17 protein-coding genes are annotated in these 15358 nt (G+C 67.6%); 1 reads left to right on the top strand and 16 read right to left on the bottom strand.

What is annotated here, in order from left to right; all coding sequences use genetic code 11:
* Positions 1 to 2: 2 nt before the first annotated feature.
* Positions 3 to 497 (top strand): phosphoribosyl-AMP cyclohydrolase, encoded by a 495-nt coding sequence (locus ACOGXD_RS09695; protein WP_419914583.1) that lies wholly within the window; start codon positions 3 to 5, stop codon positions 495 to 497.
* Between the two features lie 54 nt (positions 498 to 551).
* Here the strand turns inward: ACOGXD_RS09695 and ACOGXD_RS09690 are convergent, their stop codons facing one another.
* From ACOGXD_RS09690 to ACOGXD_RS09615, 16 genes are all read right to left on the bottom strand, one after another.
* Positions 552 to 1823, bottom strand: coding sequence for an ammonium transporter (locus tag ACOGXD_RS09690; RefSeq protein ID WP_419914581.1), 1272 nt, complete (start codon positions 1821 to 1823; stop codon positions 552 to 554).
* A gap of 138 nt (positions 1824 to 1961) precedes the next feature.
* Entirely contained in the window at positions 1962 to 2345 is a 384-nt protein-coding gene (gene atpC, locus ACOGXD_RS09685; protein WP_419854285.1) for an ATP synthase F1 subunit epsilon, read from the bottom strand.
* Positions 2346 to 2383: 38 nt separating this feature from the next.
* Complete coding sequence (gene atpD, locus ACOGXD_RS09680; protein WP_419914579.1) at positions 2384 to 3841, bottom strand: F0F1 ATP synthase subunit beta; 1458 nt, start codon at positions 3839 to 3841, stop codon at positions 2384 to 2386.
* 39 nt (positions 3842 to 3880) lie between these two features.
* On the bottom strand, positions 3881 to 4849 hold the full coding sequence (locus ACOGXD_RS09675; RefSeq protein ID WP_419914577.1) for a F0F1 ATP synthase subunit gamma: 969 nt from the start codon (positions 4847 to 4849) through the stop codon (positions 3881 to 3883).
* An 18-nt stretch (positions 4850 to 4867) separates the two neighbouring features.
* Positions 4868 to 6430, bottom strand: a complete 1563-nt coding sequence (gene atpA / locus ACOGXD_RS09670; RefSeq protein ID WP_419914575.1) for a F0F1 ATP synthase subunit alpha — start codon at positions 6428 to 6430, stop codon at positions 4868 to 4870.
* Positions 6427 to 6954 (bottom strand): ATP synthase F1 subunit delta, encoded by a 528-nt coding sequence (gene atpH / locus ACOGXD_RS09665; protein WP_419914573.1) that lies wholly within the window; start codon positions 6952 to 6954, stop codon positions 6427 to 6429. Before atpH ends, atpA begins: the two co-directional genes overlap by 4 nt.
* A gap of 102 nt (positions 6955 to 7056) precedes the next feature.
* On the bottom strand, positions 7057 to 7590 hold the full coding sequence (gene atpF, locus ACOGXD_RS09660; protein ID WP_323671800.1) for a F0F1 ATP synthase subunit B: 534 nt from the start codon (positions 7588 to 7590) through the stop codon (positions 7057 to 7059).
* A 9-nt stretch (positions 7591 to 7599) separates the two neighbouring features.
* Positions 7600 to 7851, bottom strand: coding sequence for an ATP synthase F0 subunit C (atpE, locus tag ACOGXD_RS09655; RefSeq protein WP_419854291.1), 252 nt, complete (start codon positions 7849 to 7851; stop codon positions 7600 to 7602).
* A 109-nt stretch (positions 7852 to 7960) separates the two neighbouring features.
* Positions 7961 to 8785: a F0F1 ATP synthase subunit A gene (gene atpB, locus ACOGXD_RS09650; RefSeq protein ID WP_419914570.1), complete on the bottom strand. Its 825-nt coding sequence runs from the start codon at positions 8783 to 8785 to the stop codon at positions 7961 to 7963.
* On the bottom strand, positions 8782 to 9219 hold the full coding sequence (locus tag ACOGXD_RS09645) for an ATP synthase subunit I (protein ID WP_419914568.1): 438 nt from the start codon (positions 9217 to 9219) through the stop codon (positions 8782 to 8784). The genes atpB and ACOGXD_RS09645 overlap by 4 nt, the downstream gene beginning before the upstream one ends.
* Positions 9216 to 9575 (bottom strand): hypothetical protein, encoded by a 360-nt coding sequence (locus tag ACOGXD_RS09640; protein WP_419914566.1) that lies wholly within the window; start codon positions 9573 to 9575, stop codon positions 9216 to 9218. The genes ACOGXD_RS09645 and ACOGXD_RS09640 overlap by 4 nt, the downstream gene beginning before the upstream one ends.
* 18 nt (positions 9576 to 9593) lie before the next feature.
* On the bottom strand, positions 9594 to 10862 hold the full coding sequence (gene glyA, locus ACOGXD_RS09635) for a serine hydroxymethyltransferase (protein ID WP_419914564.1): 1269 nt from the start codon (positions 10860 to 10862) through the stop codon (positions 9594 to 9596).
* 119 nt (positions 10863 to 10981) lie between these two features.
* On the bottom strand, positions 10982 to 11422 hold the full coding sequence (gene rpiB / locus ACOGXD_RS09630) for a ribose 5-phosphate isomerase B (RefSeq protein ID WP_419917387.1): 441 nt from the start codon (positions 11420 to 11422) through the stop codon (positions 10982 to 10984).
* Positions 11423 to 11484: 62 nt separating this feature from the next.
* Positions 11485 to 13035 (bottom strand): peptide chain release factor N(5)-glutamine methyltransferase, encoded by a 1551-nt coding sequence (gene prmC, locus ACOGXD_RS09625; RefSeq protein WP_419914562.1) that lies wholly within the window; start codon positions 13033 to 13035, stop codon positions 11485 to 11487.
* A gap of 29 nt (positions 13036 to 13064) precedes the next feature.
* Positions 13065 to 14150: a peptide chain release factor 1 gene (prfA, locus tag ACOGXD_RS09620; RefSeq protein ID WP_419917386.1), complete on the bottom strand. Its 1086-nt coding sequence runs from the start codon at positions 14148 to 14150 to the stop codon at positions 13065 to 13067.
* 45 nt (positions 14151 to 14195) lie between these two features.
* Positions 14196 to 15281, bottom strand: a complete 1086-nt coding sequence (locus ACOGXD_RS09615; RefSeq protein WP_419914560.1) for a hypothetical protein — start codon at positions 15279 to 15281, stop codon at positions 14196 to 14198.
* Positions 15282 to 15358: the final 77 nt, after the last annotated feature.

The raw sequence follows: 15358 nt of genomic DNA, 5'->3' as shown, positions 1-15358 counted from the left end.
CCATGGCTGAGACCCAGAATCTCAACTCCGGGAGCGAGCCAGCACCGGACGCCCCGGTCGGCAACGAGCTCGAAGAGGGCACAGTCGTCAACGAGCTCGAAGAAGGCACAGTCGCACTCATCGACTTCGGCAAGGTGGCCCAGATCGGACGTGACGGCCATCAGGTGGTGCCGGTCGTGCTGCAGGACGCCGACAGCGGCGACGTGCTGTTCATCGGCTATGCCAACGAGGAGGCACTGCGGCTCACGTTCGAGCGACGCAGCGCGGTGCTGTATTCCACGTCGCGCAACGAGATCTGGCACAAAGGCGCCACCTCGGGCGACACCCTGTCACTCGTCGACGTGCGAGTGAACTGCGAGCAGAACTCGCTGCTGTACCGGGTGCGGCGCGATGGCGGCGGCGCTTGCCATACCCGCGACGCGAGCGGCAACTCCCGCCCCGGCTGCTACTACCGCGCTGTCGACAGCCCCACCGAGCTGAGCCACTTGGACGGCTGAGCCAACTCTGCAGCTGGCGTCTGCCGGGCCGGTGCGGCGACCGGCCCCGGGCCGCTATTCGTCGAAGTTCTCCGGCATCAGCACGAACTCGGGGTATGCCTCGATGCCGAGTTCGCCCGAGTCCTGCCCGAGCTGCTCCACCGTCTTCGAGACTCGCAGACCCAGCACGAGGTCCAGAACCTTCCAGACGATGAACGATGCGATGAACACGAAGGCACCGACCGCCACGACGCCCAGCAGCTGAATGTGAAGCTGGGCACCCGCTGCGATCGCAGTTGCGAGGGTTCCCCAGATGCCGCAGACAAGGTGCGCTGGGATCGCGCCCACCACATCGTCCACCTTGATCAGCTCGAGACCCTTGATCGCGGCCGTGCAGATGACGCCGCCGATAGCACCGATGATGATCGCCCACCAGTGTTCGGTGATGTTGGGCCCGGCTGTGATCGACACCAGGCCGGCAATGGCACCGTTGAGTCCGGCAAAGAGGTCGATGCGCCCGAGCAGGGAGCGGGAGACCGCCAGCGCTGCGACCACGCCAGCGGCAGCGGCCAGATTGGTGTTGACCAGCACGATGCTCATCTCCACGGCGTCGAGCACGCTGCCGAGCGCAAGCTGCGAACCGCCGTTGAAGCCGAACCAGCCCAGCCACAGGATGAAAACGCCCAGCGTTACGACCAGCACGTTGGATGGCGGCGTGGGCCGAACCGACCCGTCCTTGCGGAACTTGCCGAGCCGCGGCCCCACTACCAGCACGCCGGCCAGCGCTGCCCAGCCGCCGGTGCTGTGCACGATCGTCGAGCCCGCAAAATCCTGGAAGCCTTGCTCGTACAGCCAACCTTCGCCCCACGTCCACGCCCCGACGATCGGGTAGATGATCGCTGTCAGGATCAGCGTGAACGCGAAGAACGACCACATCTTGATGCGCTCGGCGATGGCACCGGACACAACCGAAGCGGCCGTGGCGACAAACACCATCTGGAAGAACCAGTCCGACATCGACGCATAGCGATCGCCGGCCACGGCGGCCTCAGCGGCTGCATCGCCACCGATCAATGCCAACTCGTTCGCGCTCGGCCCGTACAGGAACGTGAACGTGCCCCACAGACTGCCGACGTCGACGTACATGAGGTTGTAGCCGACGACGTAGAAGGCCAGACCGGCGACCGAGTAGATGCCGATGTTCTTCAGGCAGATCATCGACGCGTTCTTGGTGCGCACGGCGCCGGCTTCGAGCATGGTGAAGCCAGCGGCCATCCACATGATCAGCGCGCCCCACACCAGGAACATGAAGGTGTTGAGGATGAACTGACCCGAGGGCTCGATCATGAGAAGTCCTTTCCGGGCTGCGACAGGACGCTCACATGTTTGCAGGCACCACGCGGGCGCTACGACATTCGCGGGCCCAACGGTCAAGCCGCGATCAACGGCGACGCCTGTTGGCTGGGGAAGGTACGGCGACCGCGCTCAGGCGGCGCTGGCAACTGCGATGCGTGTCTCGGCCCAGGCCACGGCTGCCTTGGCGTCGTCATCGTCGTCGTCGGCCGCGACTGCGGCTTGGGCAGCTTCGAGGTCGGCCTGTGCAGCAGCGACGTCGATCTCATCGGCTGCGTAGGCAGCATCGCTGAGGATTGTCACGACGTTATTGCTGACTTCGACGAAGCCGCGGTTGAGCGCCAGTGTCACGATGCCGTCGGATGCCCAGAGCTGGGTCTGCCCGATGTCGAGCGCTCCGATGAAGGCTGCGTGGTGGTCGAGGAAGGCGATGTCGCCGTCGACCGTGCGCGTCACGACTTGGCTGCACTCGCCGCTGAACAGCACCGCTTCGGGTGAGACAAGTTCAACCTGCATAGGCCTCGACCTGCATCCGTCTCTTGGGGTGCCGGCCCTCAGGCCCCGGCTTGCGCCAGGTCGCGGGCCTTGGCCATCGCCGACTCGGCGTTGCCGACATTGAGGAACGCCTGCTCGGGCAAGTCGTCGAGATCGCCGTTGCACAGCATCTCGAACGACTCGATGGTCTCCGAGACCGGCACGAAGATGCCCGGCAGGCCGGTGAAGACCTCGGCCACGAAGAACGGCTGGCTCAGGAAGCGCTGGATCTTGCGGGCCCGGTCGACGGTGATGCGGTCTTCCTCGGACAGCTCGTCGAGGCCCAGGATGGCAATGATGTCCTGCAGCTCCTTGTAGCGCTGCAGGATCTCCTGGGTGCGCCGTGCCACGTTGTAGTGCCGGTCGCCCACCACTTCGGGGCTGAGGATGGTGGAAGTGGACGCCAGCGGATCCACGGCCGGGTAGATGCCCAGCGAGGCGATCTGCCGGCTCAGCTCGGTGGTCGCATCGAGGTGCGTGAAGGTCGTGAACGGCGCCGGGTCGGTGTAGTCGTCGGCGGGCACGTACACGGCTTGCAGCGACGTGATCGAGTGACCCGACGTCGAGGTGATGCGCTCCTGCAGCTCGCCCATCTCGTCGGCCAGGTTGGGCTGGTAGCCCACTGCCGAGGGCATGCGCCCCAGCAGGGTCGACACCTCCGAGCCTGCCTGCACGAAGCGGAAGATGTTGTCGACGAACAGCAGCACCTCCTGGCCCTGCACATCGCGGAAGTACTCAGCCATCGTGAGTGCCGACAGCGCCACACGCAGCCGCACGCCCGGCGGCTCGTCCATCTGCCCGAAGACCAGCGCGGTCTTCTCGAGTACGCCCGATTCCTCCATCTCGAGATAGAGGTCGGTGCCCTCACGGGTGCGCTCCCCCACACCGGCGAACACCGATACGCCGCCGTGCTGGGAGGCGACGCGGTTGATCATCTCGGTGATGAGCACCGTCTTGCCCACGCCGGCACCGCCGAACAGGCCGATCTTGCCGCCCTCCACGTAGGGCTCGAGCAGGTCGATCACCTTGATGCCCGACTCGAACATCGTGGCCTTGGGCTCGAGGGTGTCGAACGCCGGCGCCGGGCGGTGGATCTCCCAGCGGTCGGCGATGTCCTCGGTGACGTCGGCGCCGTCGAGCGGCTCGCCGAGCACGTTGAAGATGTGGCCGAGCACCCCATCGCCCACCGGAACGCTGATGCCCTGACCGGTATTGACCACCGCCATGCCCCGTGTCAGACCGTCGGTGGCCTTCATCGACACGATGCGGACGCGGTTGTCGCCGATCTGCTGGGCGACCTCGCCGGTGATGGTGACGGGCCGGCCCTCCAGCTCGACGTGCATCTCAACGGCGGTGTTGATCTCGGGGATTGCGCCCGGCGGGAACTCCGCGTCGACGACCGGCCCGGCGATGGCCACAACCCGGCCATCAGCGTGCTCGGCGGCGTCTCCAGCAGTTCTCTCTTCGGTCATCGTCATGTCTGTCACTCCTTGGAGCAGAGCGGAGGCTCGGTGGGGTTACTCGCGTGCACGGAACAAGTCCACGGTGCGGGCTTCGATGGTGTCTGACAGCAGGTCGACTTCGCCGCCGGTCTGCGCAAGCGCCTCGGCACCGCCGACGATCTCCATGATCTCGGTGGTGATGGCGTCCTGACGGGCACGGTTCATGACGCGCGTCAGGTTGGTCTTGAGTTCCTCGGCGTTGTCGGTGGCTGCCTTCATGGCGCGCTGGCGGGCCGCGTGCTCCGATGCCGAGGCCTCAAGCAGCGCCGAATAGAGCCTGGCTTCTGCATAGCGCGGCAGCAGCCGCTCCAGAATGACGGCGGGTTCGGGCTCGAACTCGTAGCCGCCTTCGGGGCCGCCCGCCGAACTCTCGGCGCCGTCTGCTTCGTCGAGCTCACCCGTGTCGAGCGGCATGAACGGCACGATGGCCACCGACTGGTTTCCCATGGAGTGGAACTGGGTGTAGGCGAGCATCACCCGCTGGCAGCCGTTCTCGAACAGCTCCGTCGCCGCCGCGGCAACCTGCTGAGCGTCGGCGTAGCTGGGTTGGTCGCTGAAGCCCTCGAATCCTGCTGCGATGCGATAGTCGCGGAAGCGGAAGTACCCGAGCGCCTTGCGCCCTGACAGCACCAGCTCGTAGTCACGGCCCTCCGCTGCGTCGGCGGCGATGGCCCGCTCGGTGGCCCGCAGGACATTGTTGTTGTACCCGCCGCACAGACCGCGGTCTGCGGCGATGGCCACGTAGGCGACCTTGGTCACCTCGGCCGGCTCGCGCAGCAGCGGGTGGTCGGCTTCGCCGCCGGCGGACGCCAGGTTGGCAATGACGGCGGTCACCTTGTCGCTGTACGGCCGTGCTGCCCGCACTCGGGCTTGCGCTCGCACGATACGAGAGGCCGCAATCAGCTCCATGGCGCGCGTGATCTTCTTGGTGGCGTCGATCGACCTGATGCGACGCCGAAGAATGCGCTCCTGACCGCTTGCCATCGGTGCTCAGTTCCCCGCTCAGTCCTCGCCGCCGGCGTCTGCACCGGCAGACGCACCGTCGCTGCCTTCGGCAGTGCCCACGAACTGGGCGGTGAATGCCTCGACGGCCGCCTGCAGCGAGGCCGCGTCGACATCGCCAGTGGAGCGGATGTCCGACATCAATGCGCTGTGGCGGGTGCTCATATAGGCCAGCAGTTCTTCCTCGTAACGGTTTACGTCGTCGACGTCGATGCCGTCGACATAACCATTGGTGCCCGCATAGATCACGACCACCTGCTCCTCCACCGGCATCGGCGAGTTGAGCCCCTGCTTGAGCAGCTCCACGAGCCGGTAGCCGCGGCCGAGCTGCGCCGCCGACACGGCGTCGAGCTCGGAGCCGAACGTGGCGAATGCCTCGAGGTCGCGAAACTGGGCGAGGTCGATCTTGAGCGTGCCGGCCACGCTCTTCATGGCCTTGGTCTGCGCAGCCGACCCCACCCGCGACACCGAGATGCCCACATCCACGGCGGGACGCACGCCCGACTTGAACAGGTCGTCCTGGAGGTAGATCTGGCCGTCGGTGATCGAGATCACGTTGGTCGGGATGTACGCCGACACGTCGCCCGCCTTGGTCTCGATGATCGGCAGCGCCGTCAGCGAGCCCGCGCCGTTGGCATCGGACAGCTTGGCGGCGCGCTCCAGCAGCCGGCTATGCAGGTAGAAGACGTCGCCCGGGTAGGCCTCACGGCCTGGCGGCCGGCGCAACAGCAGCGACATCTGGCGGTACGCCTCGGCCTGCTTGGACAGGTCGTCATAGACGATGAGGGCGTGGTCGCCGGTCTCCATCCAGTGTTGGCCCATGGCGCAGCCCGCGTACGGCGCCAGATACTTGAACGGCGCGGGGTCTGACGCAGGCGCCGAGACCACCACCGTGTACTCCATGGCGCCGCGCTCACGCAGCGTGTTCACCACCTGCGCCACCGTCGAGCCCTTCTGCCCGATGGCCACGTAGATGCACTTCACACCCAGGCCGGCCTGGTTCAGGATCGTGTCGACCGCGACGGAGGTCTTGCCGGTCTTGCGGTCGCCGATGATGAGCTCGCGCTGGCCCCTGCCGACCGGCGTCATCGAGTCGATCGCCTTGATGCCTGTCTGCAGCGGTTCGTGCACCGGCTTGCGGCCCATCACGCCGGGTGCCTGGATCTCCATGCGCCGCTCGACTGCACCAGTGATCTCGCCCTGGCCGTCGACCGGCTGGCCAAGCGCGTTCACGACGCGGCCGAGCACGGCGTCGCCGACCGGCACCGACAGGATGCGACCTGTGGCCCGCACTGCCTGGCCTTCCTCGATGTGCTCGACGCTGCCCAGCACGACGGCGCCGATCGACTCTTCGTCGAGGTTCAGCGCCAGGCCGACGTCGCCGCTCTGGAACTCGAGGATCTCGTTCACCGAGCAGCCGGGCAGGCCCGAGACACGGGCGATGCCGTCGCCGACCTCGAGAATGCGTCCGACGGTGCCAGACTCGATCGACGGATCGAAGCCTTCGAGATTCCGGCGAATCGCAGAGGTGATATCGGCTGTGTTGATGGAAAGATCGGTCACGACAGGCGCTCCTTCATCTGGTCGAGCCGGGTGCGAACCGAGCCGTCGAAGACTGTGTCGCCGATCTGGGCGGTCAATCCTCCGATGATCTCGGTGTCGACTACGACATGGACGGTCACGTTGCGGCCGCTGGCACGGCTCAGCGCCTCGGCCACCCGGGCGATTTGTTCGTCGGTGAGCGCGACTGCCGAGCGAACTTCGGCCACCGCCTCGCCACGCGTGGCTGCAGCCAGCTCCAACGCTTCGGTCGCAATGGCCTCGAGGTCGCCGCCTCGGCCGGCCCCCACCAGCATCGCCACCACATTCAGCGTGATCGGTGAGGCCACCGAAGCCAGCAGATCTTCCACGATGCCGATGCGACGTGACGCTGGCACCGTGCGGTCTGACAGCACGCGGCGCAGCTCTTCATTGCCCGATGCAGCCCGTCCCACGGACGCCAGCTCAGAGGTGACTCGGTCGAGCACGTCTTCGGCCTGGGCGATAGCGACCACAGCGCCGGCGTAGCCCTCGGTTCGCTCGCTCATCGGTCGATCCTGATCATCAGTTCAACTCCTGTGGGGTCCGCCGCCTGCCGCTGCAGCCAGAGCGGTGCTGCGGGTGACGGCGGGAACCTTCGGCGGGATGGCTCAGTTCCCCACCCGCTCGATGTAGTCCTCGATCAACTGGGCATGCGCCGCCTCGTCGATGCTGGCCATCACTACCTGCTCAGCGGCGCCTACCGCGATCGAAGTGATGTCGGCCCGCACCTCGGCCATGGCACGTTCGCGGGCGGCCTCGATATCGGCCTCGGCCTGCGCACGTCGCTCGGCGATCTCGGGCTCGATGGCCGCGAGTCGCTCCTGGCGGACTTCCTCGGCCTGTGCACGCGCTTCCTCGATGATTCGCGCCGCTTCCGCGTTGGCCTCGGCCAAGCGGGCGTCGTAGGACGCGCGCAACTCCTCGGCTTCGGTCTTGGCGGTCGCGGCGTCGTCGAGGTCGCCCTGGATGCGCTCGGTGCGCGCCTCCATTGCCCGCCGGATCGGCGGCAGCGCCAGCTTCCACATCACGAAGAGGAGAATGAAGAACGCGATCGAACCCCAGATCACCTCGAACCATGCGGGAATGATCGGGTTGGACGACTCGCCCTCGGATGCTGCGAGCAGGCCGGATAGTGCGTTCACTGCCGCCTCCTAGGTGAAGTTGAGCAGGATGAACACCACGAAACCGATGAGGGCCAAGGCCTCGGTGAACGCGATGCCCAGGAACATGGTCGTACGGACCATGCCTGCTGATTCGGGTTGGCGAGCCATTGCGGTGATGGCGTTGCCGACGACGAGGCCGATGCCGACGCCCGGGCCGATGGCTGCGAGGCCATAGCCGAGGCCGGCGCCGAGCGCCTTGAGGCCGTCAACTGCGGTGTCCGCTTGTGCGAGCAAGTCCATTACTCGTTATCTCCTGTGTTGTATGGGTTCTTGGGGCAGGGGCCGGAGCGCCGGGGCACTGTGCGGCCGTTGGTCGATGGGAACTGGATGATCTGGATTGGAGTTGGGCCTAGTGCTCGGGGTGCAGCGAGCCGCCGATGTAGACGGCGGTGAGGATCGTGAAGATGAACGCCTGCAGGAACGCCACCAAGATCTCGAATCCTGTGAGGCCTATCAGCATCAGGAACGGGGCTGGCGTGATGATGACGAGCCACGTGGGCGTGCTGTCGGTGAGCGCCAGCCAGAACACCGTGTGCGACAGCACAGCGAACGTCACCAGCAACAGGTGGCCGGCAAGCATGTTGGCGAAGAGCCGCACCGCCAGCGAGAAGGGCCGTACGACGATTGTCGATATGAACTCGATGGGCAAGACGATGATCAACAACGCCTTGGGCACGCCGGGCGGAATGCAGACGTTCTTCAGGTAGCCGAAGAACCCGTGGTGCTTGATGCCGATCGTGTTGTAGATCACCCACACCAGCAGTGCGAGCGTGACCGGCATCGCCATGCGGGCGTTGCCCGGGAAGTGGATCAGCGGCACAACCTCGGTGATGTTCGAAAACAGGATGAAGAAGAACATCGTCAGCAAGAACGGCAGGTAGCGCAGGCCGTCCGGTCCGATGGTCTGCATGATGATGTTCTCGCGGATGAACCCGACCGAGGTCTCCGCCACGGTCTGGATGCCGCGAGGGGCGGTGATGACTTCGGCCCGGTCGTAGCGACGCTTGGCCATCACGAACATCAGAACCGTCGCCACGAGGGCGAAGAGGTAGATGATGCCGACCTTGTTCAGCGCGTACCACTCGTTCGTGCCCGTCACCGGGTCGTGCCCGAAGAGGCCCGGCCACTCCAAGAGGTGCCCGATGTCAGGGAAGGTCAGCGCTAGCAGGTTCACTTCTGCTCCTTGCCGGGACGTTGGAGATCAAGGCCTGGGGCTGCGAGCCGCAGGGAAACATAGCGGATCTCCCACGCAAGCAAACCGAGATGGCTCGCGACGATGGTGATCGCGAGGGGCACGGGCTCGAAGAAGCTGAGCTGACTGGCCCCCAGAACAATGCCGGCGAGCACTGCGAGCCGCACGATGAAGCCGCCCAGCGTTGCCCCCATGAGCGCGACCGGCGACGTGCGCGCGCCCCACGCCATCAGCACCGCGGCCGCCGCAAGGTTGCCGATGACCAGCGCGTAGCCGAGTGCCGACGAGAGCGCCCCGCCTATGCCCCAGATGAACCCGCTGACGACAACCCAGGCGGGAAACACCCACAGACTGCGGCGCGCCATGTCGAACGCAAGGTCGCGCTCAGGAGAGTGGTCGACTGTGGCGGAGCTCACGCTGCCGCCGGCGGAGTCGGTTCGGGCGGCTCCGAGGCGTCAAGCGACACGCCAGTCGGCAGCGATGCGGGCTCTTCGAGGTTGCCGTCACGGTCGATGCCCCGCCGCTGGGAGGGACGGCTCGAGGCCAGTTCCTGCTCGTGGACCTGCATGCGCTCGGCATAGCGCTGCCACTCGACGAGGATCTTCACGATGAACGCGGTCATGCCGAAGCTCAGCGCGAGCCATGGCCCGGTGCCCCACCAGTGATCCAAGCCGAATCCCGCCGCTGCGAATATGGCCGGCGTCACGACGATCTCGATGGCCTTGGCCAGACCGTCCTCGCTGCCGTTGCTGACGACGGGGCCGCGTGCCATGCGCACAGGCTACGAGCGTCAGCGGTCGTAGGGCGGGTGGTCCGCGCAGAGCTCGGCGACCTCGGCGCGCACCTGGGCGATGACGGTCTCGTCGTCGGGGGTGCGCAGCACGCGCGCGGTGAATTCGGCGATCTTTGCCATCTCGTCAGGTCCCATGCCTTGGGTGGTGACCGATGGGGTACCCATACGCAGGCCGCTGGTGACGAAGGGCGAACGGGGGTCGTCGGGGATGGCGTTGCGGTTCAGCGTGATGCCGGCCGCATCGAGGGCCTCCTGGGCCACCTTGCCCGTCAGTTCGGCGTCGAAGGTGCGCAGGTCGATCAGCAGCAGGTGGTTGTCGGTGCCGCCGGAGACCAAACGGAAGCCGTGATTGCCGAGCGCGTCGGCCAGCGCCGCGGCGTTCGCGACGATGCGCGCCTGGTAGTCGGCGAACTCAGGACGGGCGGCCTCGGCGAAGCCCACCGCCTTGGCCGCGACGGCGTGGTCGAGCGGCCCGCCTTGGCTGCCGGGGAACACGGCTGAGTCGATGCGCTTGGCGTATTCCTGGGTGGACAGGATCGCTCCGCCGCGCGGCCCGCGCATCGTCTTGTGCGTGGTGAACGTGACGATGTCGGCGAACGGGACCGGGTTCGGGTGCACCCCACCCACGATCAGCCCCGCTATGTGGGCGGCGTCGAACATGAACACCGCGCCGATCTCGTCGCAGATCTCGCGGAACGGTGCCGGGTCGATGCGGCGGGGATACGCCGTGGCGCCGGCCACGATCAGCCTGGGCCGGTGCTCGCGGGCCAGCGCTGCCATGGCCTCGTAGTCGATGCGCTCGTCGCTGCGAGTCAGCCCGTAGCTGACGAAGTTGTAGAGCTTGCCGCTGGCATTCACCGGCGACCCATGGGTGAGATGACCGCCGTGATCCAGGCTCATGCCCATCACCGTGTCGCCGATGTCGAGCATGGCGAGGTACACCGCGGCGTTCGCCTGCGACCCCGAATGGGGCTGCACGTTCGCATGCTCGGCACCGAAGAGCGCCTTCACCCGGTCGATGGCGAGCTGCTCGGCGGTGTCGGCGTTGGCATTGCCGCCGTAGTAGCGACGGCGCGGGTAACCCTCGCTGTACTTGTTGGTGAGCACGCTGCCCGTGACCGCCATGACCGCGGGCGAGGCGAAGTTCTCCGACGCGATGAGCTGGATCGTCGTCATCTGGCGCTTAAGTTCGGCTGCCAGCACGGCATCGATCTCGGGATCGCCGAGCGGTGCCCAGCTCGCTGCAGTGGGGTGCGTTCGGGTCATGAAGCTGTGTCTCCTTGCGATGTTCGTCCTGCCACGTTTTGCTTCCCGCTCATGTTCGCTCCGCTCACGGGCCGCTCGGGCCACGACGGCGCCTCTCGGCGCAGCCTCTCGGGATGGTCTCAGCGCCGGCCGAGTGCGTCGATCTTGTCCACCCGTCGCTGATGCCGTCCGCCTTCGAACGCCGCTGCGAGGTACGCATCGAGTGCGGCTACCGCCCCGCCGGGATCGGTGAGGCGAGCGCCGAGGCAGATCACGTTGGCGTCGTTGTGCTCGCGGGCGAGTCGGGCCGATGTCTCGTCGTGCACGGTGGCCGCGCGGATGCCGTCTACCTTGCCGGCGGCCATCGCGATGCCGATGCCGCTGCCGCACACGGCCACACCGAGGTCTGCCGTCCGGTTCGCCACCGCCTTGCCGACGGCCTCGCCGAAATCGGGGTAGTCGACTGACTCCGGGCCGTTGGTGCCCAGGTCGACCACCTCGTAGCCGCTGCCGCGCAGGTGTTGCGCCAAGCGATCCTTGAGTTCCCAGCCGGCGTGATCGGCAGCGAGCGCGATGACGATCTCGTTCGGGGCGGACGAGTTGCCCTGTGCCACGGCGCCAGTCTCGCAGCGCTTGCCGCCGCTCAGGTGCCGGTTTCGGTAGGAATTTCAGGGAATTCCAGCGCAACGGCGGGGACGGCGCCGGCTCGCAGGATCACCGGCTTGTCTCCGGTGACATCCACGACGGTGGAAGCGGTCTCCCCCGCCGCGCGGCCGCGGATGACCTGCCCGGGCGCCTTCGTTTCGCCCTGGCGAGCGGCCAGGAGCGCTGCTGCCTCGGAAGCATCGGCCGGTGTGGGCAGACCGTGCCGGTTCGCGCTGGTGCCCGTTACCGGCCCGACGTCGTCGATGAGCCAGCGCAGCCAGCCCAGCGCGGGTGCGCGGACGCCCAGCGTCTCGCGGCCGTGCAGCGGGTCGGCCCCGCCCCGGCGTTTCGCGACCAGCGTCAGGCCGCCGGGCCAGTGCTGCTCGGCCAGCACGCGGGCGGCCGGGCTGAGCTCGACCAGCTCATCGGCCTGAGCCAGCCCCGAGACCAGGATCGGCATCGGCTCCGTGCGAGGACGCTCCTTGGCTTCGCATACCCGGGCCACGGCCTCGGTGTCGGCGTAGCGAGCCATGACCCCGCAGAGGGTGTCGGTGGGCGCGACCACAAACCCGCCCGCGCGCAGCCATTCGACGGCGGCGCTGAGCTCGAGCTCATCGGGCTCGGCATGGGGGCGCGACGCAACCAGCACTCGATCGGTGCCGGCCAGGTCACACTCGATGCGCACGTCTTCGTAGCCACGGGCGATCGCCATGGCGGTGGCCGCTGGGGCCTGCGTCGCCCCGAGTTCCAGCACCAGCAGGCCTCCAGGTGCCAGCCAGCCGCGGGCATCGCCGATGATCGCACGGAGCGCGCTCAGCCCGTCAGGCCCGGCGTACAGCGCCTCGTGCGGCTCCCAGTCGTCGATATCAGGAGCCAGCACCTCGCCATCGGCGACGTACGGCGGGTTGGAAACTACCAGATCGAGCCGTCCTCGCAGGGGCCCTGCGGCGCGGCCGTCCGCATGCGGATCCTGAACGCCAGCCAGGGCTTCGAACCAGTTTCCCTGGTGCAGCGAGACGCGACTCGCCGCGCTGCCCAAGCCGGCCAGGTTGGCCGCGGCCAGCGCCAGCGCGTGGGCGGAGCTGTCGGTGGCGAACACCCGGGCGTCGGGAACCTCGTTCGCTATCGACAAGGCAATCGCGCCACAGCCTGTGCCGAGGTCAGCAGCGTTCAGTCCGGCGGGATGCCGGTGCCGGGCTCGCCCGTTGAGCCAGTCGATGGCGGTGCCGGCAACCACCTCGGTTTCGGGGCGCGGGATCAGCGCCCGGCTGTCCACTGCCAAGTCGAGCATTCGGAATCCCCAGCTGCCCAGCACGTACTGCAGCGGTTCGCCCGCCACCCGACGGGTGGCCATGGCGTCGGCGTGCGCCACCATCCGCACGGTCATCGGCGTCTGCGGTGCCAGTGCAACCTCGGCGGCACTGGTGCCGCTGGCCTCCGCCGCGATGCGGCGCGCGCTCACTTCGGGCTCGGGCACGCCGGCTGCTGCGAACTGCTCGCGCAGCCCGCGGTACAGATCGCCGAGCGTCAGCCCGTCTTTAGAGGACACAGTCGAGCCTGCTGTCGAGCCGGGTCGGCTCACCCGCCGCCGTCGGCGACTGCAGCGGCAAGCTGCTCGGCGCGCTCCGCGCTCGCGAGGGCGTCGATGATCTCGTCCAACTCGCCGGCGAGCACCCGATCGAGCTTGTAGATCGTGAGCCCGACACGATGGTCGGTGACGCGGTTCTCCTTGAAGTTGTAGGTGCGGATTTTCTCGGATCGGCCGCCGCCGCGGACCTGGTCGCGCTTGTGAGCAGCTACCTCGGCAGCGTGAGCCTCCTGCTGCAGCTGCAGGAGCCGGGCCCGCAGCACGCGCATTGCCTTGGCCCGGTTCTGCAGCTGGCTCTTCTCGTCCTGCATCGACACCACGACCCCGGTGGGCTTGTGGGTGATCCGCACCGCCGAGTCAGTTGTGTTGACCGACTGGCCGCCCGGGCCCGACGAGCGAAACGTGTCGATGACCAGATCGTTGGGATCGATCTCGATGTCGACCTCCTCGGCTTCGGGCAGCACGCTGACTGTCGCAGACGATGTGTGGACGCGGCCTTGGGACTCGGTGACCGGCACGCGCTGCACCCTGTGCGGCCCTCCTTCGTGCTTCAGCGAGCGCCAGACATCAGGGCCGCGCACCGCAAAGGCCACATTCGTGAACCCGCCCATATCGCTGTCCTGGCTGCCCAGCAGCTCCAGCGACCAGCCGGACTGCGCCGACGCATACGCCCGGTACATCTCGAAGAGATCGCGTGCCCAGATGTTGGCTTCCTCGCCGCCCTCAGCACCTTGGATCTCCACGATGACATCGCGCTTGTCGTTCGGGTCCTGCGGCAGCAGCAGCACCTTGAGTCGCTCGTCGAGCTCAGCTTCCCGCGCAGTCGCCGCCTCCAGCATCTCGGCGGCTTCGACCGCGTCGTCGCCGTCGCTGGCATCGAAGAGGTCCTTGGCGGCCGTCGCATCAGCTTGGGCTTGGCCGGCCTCGTGAGCCACATCGATGATCTCGCCGATGCGCGCGAGCCGTCGGCCGAGATCGGCGAACTGCGAACGATCGCCGGATGCCGCACCCTCGCCCAGCTTCCGTTCGAGTTCGGCTCGCTCGGCTTCCAGCGCGTCCAGCCGCAGGGATTCCAAGGCGCCCGACACGCGTTCAGGCTAACTGGGGGGTTTCAGGCCGGATCAGGCGCCCGCGGTTGACAGCGTGCGCCATTCGTCGTCGATCTCGGCGATCTCAGCGGGACTGTCCAGCCTCGCAGCCATGGCCCTGATGACGTCATGTGCGTCGCGTCGCGGCAGCGCAATGGTCAATTCGGCGTCAGGATCGAGGAACAGCCGGGCGTCTGCTGCGAACGGCACCACGTCGAGGTCGATGCCGACGCAGACCACCACGACGAGGCGGCGGCCATCGGGCGTCAGGCCATATGCCACCGCCGGCGACAGTTCCTTGGGACCCCCTCGGGGCACTGGCGGCGATGCCGCCCGCAAACGGCCAGCGTCGACGAGTTCTGGCTGGCGGATGAGCAGCGAGCGCAGCCAGCGAGCCGCACCCATCCGGTTGAGCGGGTGCGGCGATGCGCCCGGCGAGCGGTGAGTTCGCACGACTTCGGCGACCCGGCCGATGGCCTCGGCGGTGGGCTCGTCGGCGTGCAGCAGCGCGAAGGCCTCCCGGTCATGCGCACCGACGCCGACCTCGATCTGCCACGCAGTCGCAGATTCGTGGCCGTCGTGGGGGTCGATGTCGCCGCTGCCCTCACTGGCGTCGCTGGCTTCGGCAGCCGGCGCAGCGGGGACGACGCGGGCCACTTCGAGACCCTCGACCTCACCGGTGATGACGCCGTGCTCGACCGCAATCTCGACACCGGCGCTGGCGAGCAGCGACACGAGCTCAGGCACGCGCGGCGGCGTCGGTTCGACCGGTCGGGGCGCCGGTTCTGCGGCCGTCGCGCCCGCACCCTCGATGCTCCAGACCACGGGCGCCGGCACGAAGCACGCCGCCCGTCGAGCGAGCACACCGCTGTGATCCTCAGCGAAGATGTGCACGTCATCGCAACCGGTCCGCTCGGCCAGCGCCAATGCGCCGCCGAGCGCACGTTCGGGGCGCTCCTGCGCGAGGCACACCACCGCAGGCTCAGCACCGGCGGCCACGGCGAGCGCGCCGTCGTCGGTACCCGAGACCTCGGCCAACTCCACATCGAGCACGCTGCGGGCCAAGGCTCTCAGCTTGGCCGCGTGCAGGGCCCGGATGCGATCAGCGTCAAGCGTCATCGCGGCTGCCGGCCGTCACGAGTCGTGCCTGGCCGTTCGCGATGCTCGGCGCGCACTGGGGCCGCGTGGTGGCCCGA

Origin of the sequence: Candidatus Poriferisodalis sp. (assembly GCF_965204125.1) — a bacterium.
Lineage (GTDB): Bacteria > Actinomycetota > Acidimicrobiia > Acidimicrobiales > Poriferisodalaceae > Poriferisodalis.
The sequence above is the reverse complement of the archived record's forward strand: the minus strand, read 5'-3'. Positions and strand labels throughout refer to the sequence as shown.

Excerpts from the sequence above, each read along its gene's own strand:
- ACOGXD_RS09695 (WP_419914583.1), top strand. The coding sequence starts at position 3 with ATGGCTGAGACCCAGAATCTCAACTCCGGGAGCGAGCCAGCACCGGAC.
- ACOGXD_RS09690 (WP_419914581.1), bottom strand. The coding sequence starts at position 1,823 with ATGATCGAGCCCTCGGGTCAGTTCATCCTCAACACCTTCATGTTCCTG.
- atpC (WP_419854285.1), bottom strand. The coding sequence starts at position 2,345 with ATGCAGGTTGAACTTGTCTCACCCGAAGCGGTGCTGTTCAGCGGCGAG.
- atpD (WP_419914579.1), bottom strand. The coding sequence starts at position 3,841 with ATGACGATGACCGAAGAGAGAACTGCTGGAGACGCCGCCGAGCACGCT.
- ACOGXD_RS09675 (WP_419914577.1), bottom strand. The coding sequence starts at position 4,849 with ATGGCAAGCGGTCAGGAGCGCATTCTTCGGCGTCGCATCAGGTCGATC.
- atpH (WP_419914573.1), bottom strand. The coding sequence starts at position 6,954 with ATGAGCGAGCGAACCGAGGGCTACGCCGGCGCTGTGGTCGCTATCGCC.
- atpE (WP_419854291.1), bottom strand. The coding sequence starts at position 7,851 with ATGGACTTGCTCGCACAAGCGGACACCGCAGTTGACGGCCTCAAGGCG.
- ACOGXD_RS09640 (WP_419914566.1), bottom strand. The coding sequence starts at position 9,575 with ATGGCACGCGGCCCCGTCGTCAGCAACGGCAGCGAGGACGGTCTGGCC.
- glyA (WP_419914564.1), bottom strand. The coding sequence starts at position 10,862 with ATGACCCGAACGCACCCCACTGCAGCGAGCTGGGCACCGCTCGGCGAT.
- ACOGXD_RS09615 (WP_419914560.1), bottom strand. The coding sequence starts at position 15,281 with ATGACGCTTGACGCTGATCGCATCCGGGCCCTGCACGCGGCCAAGCTG.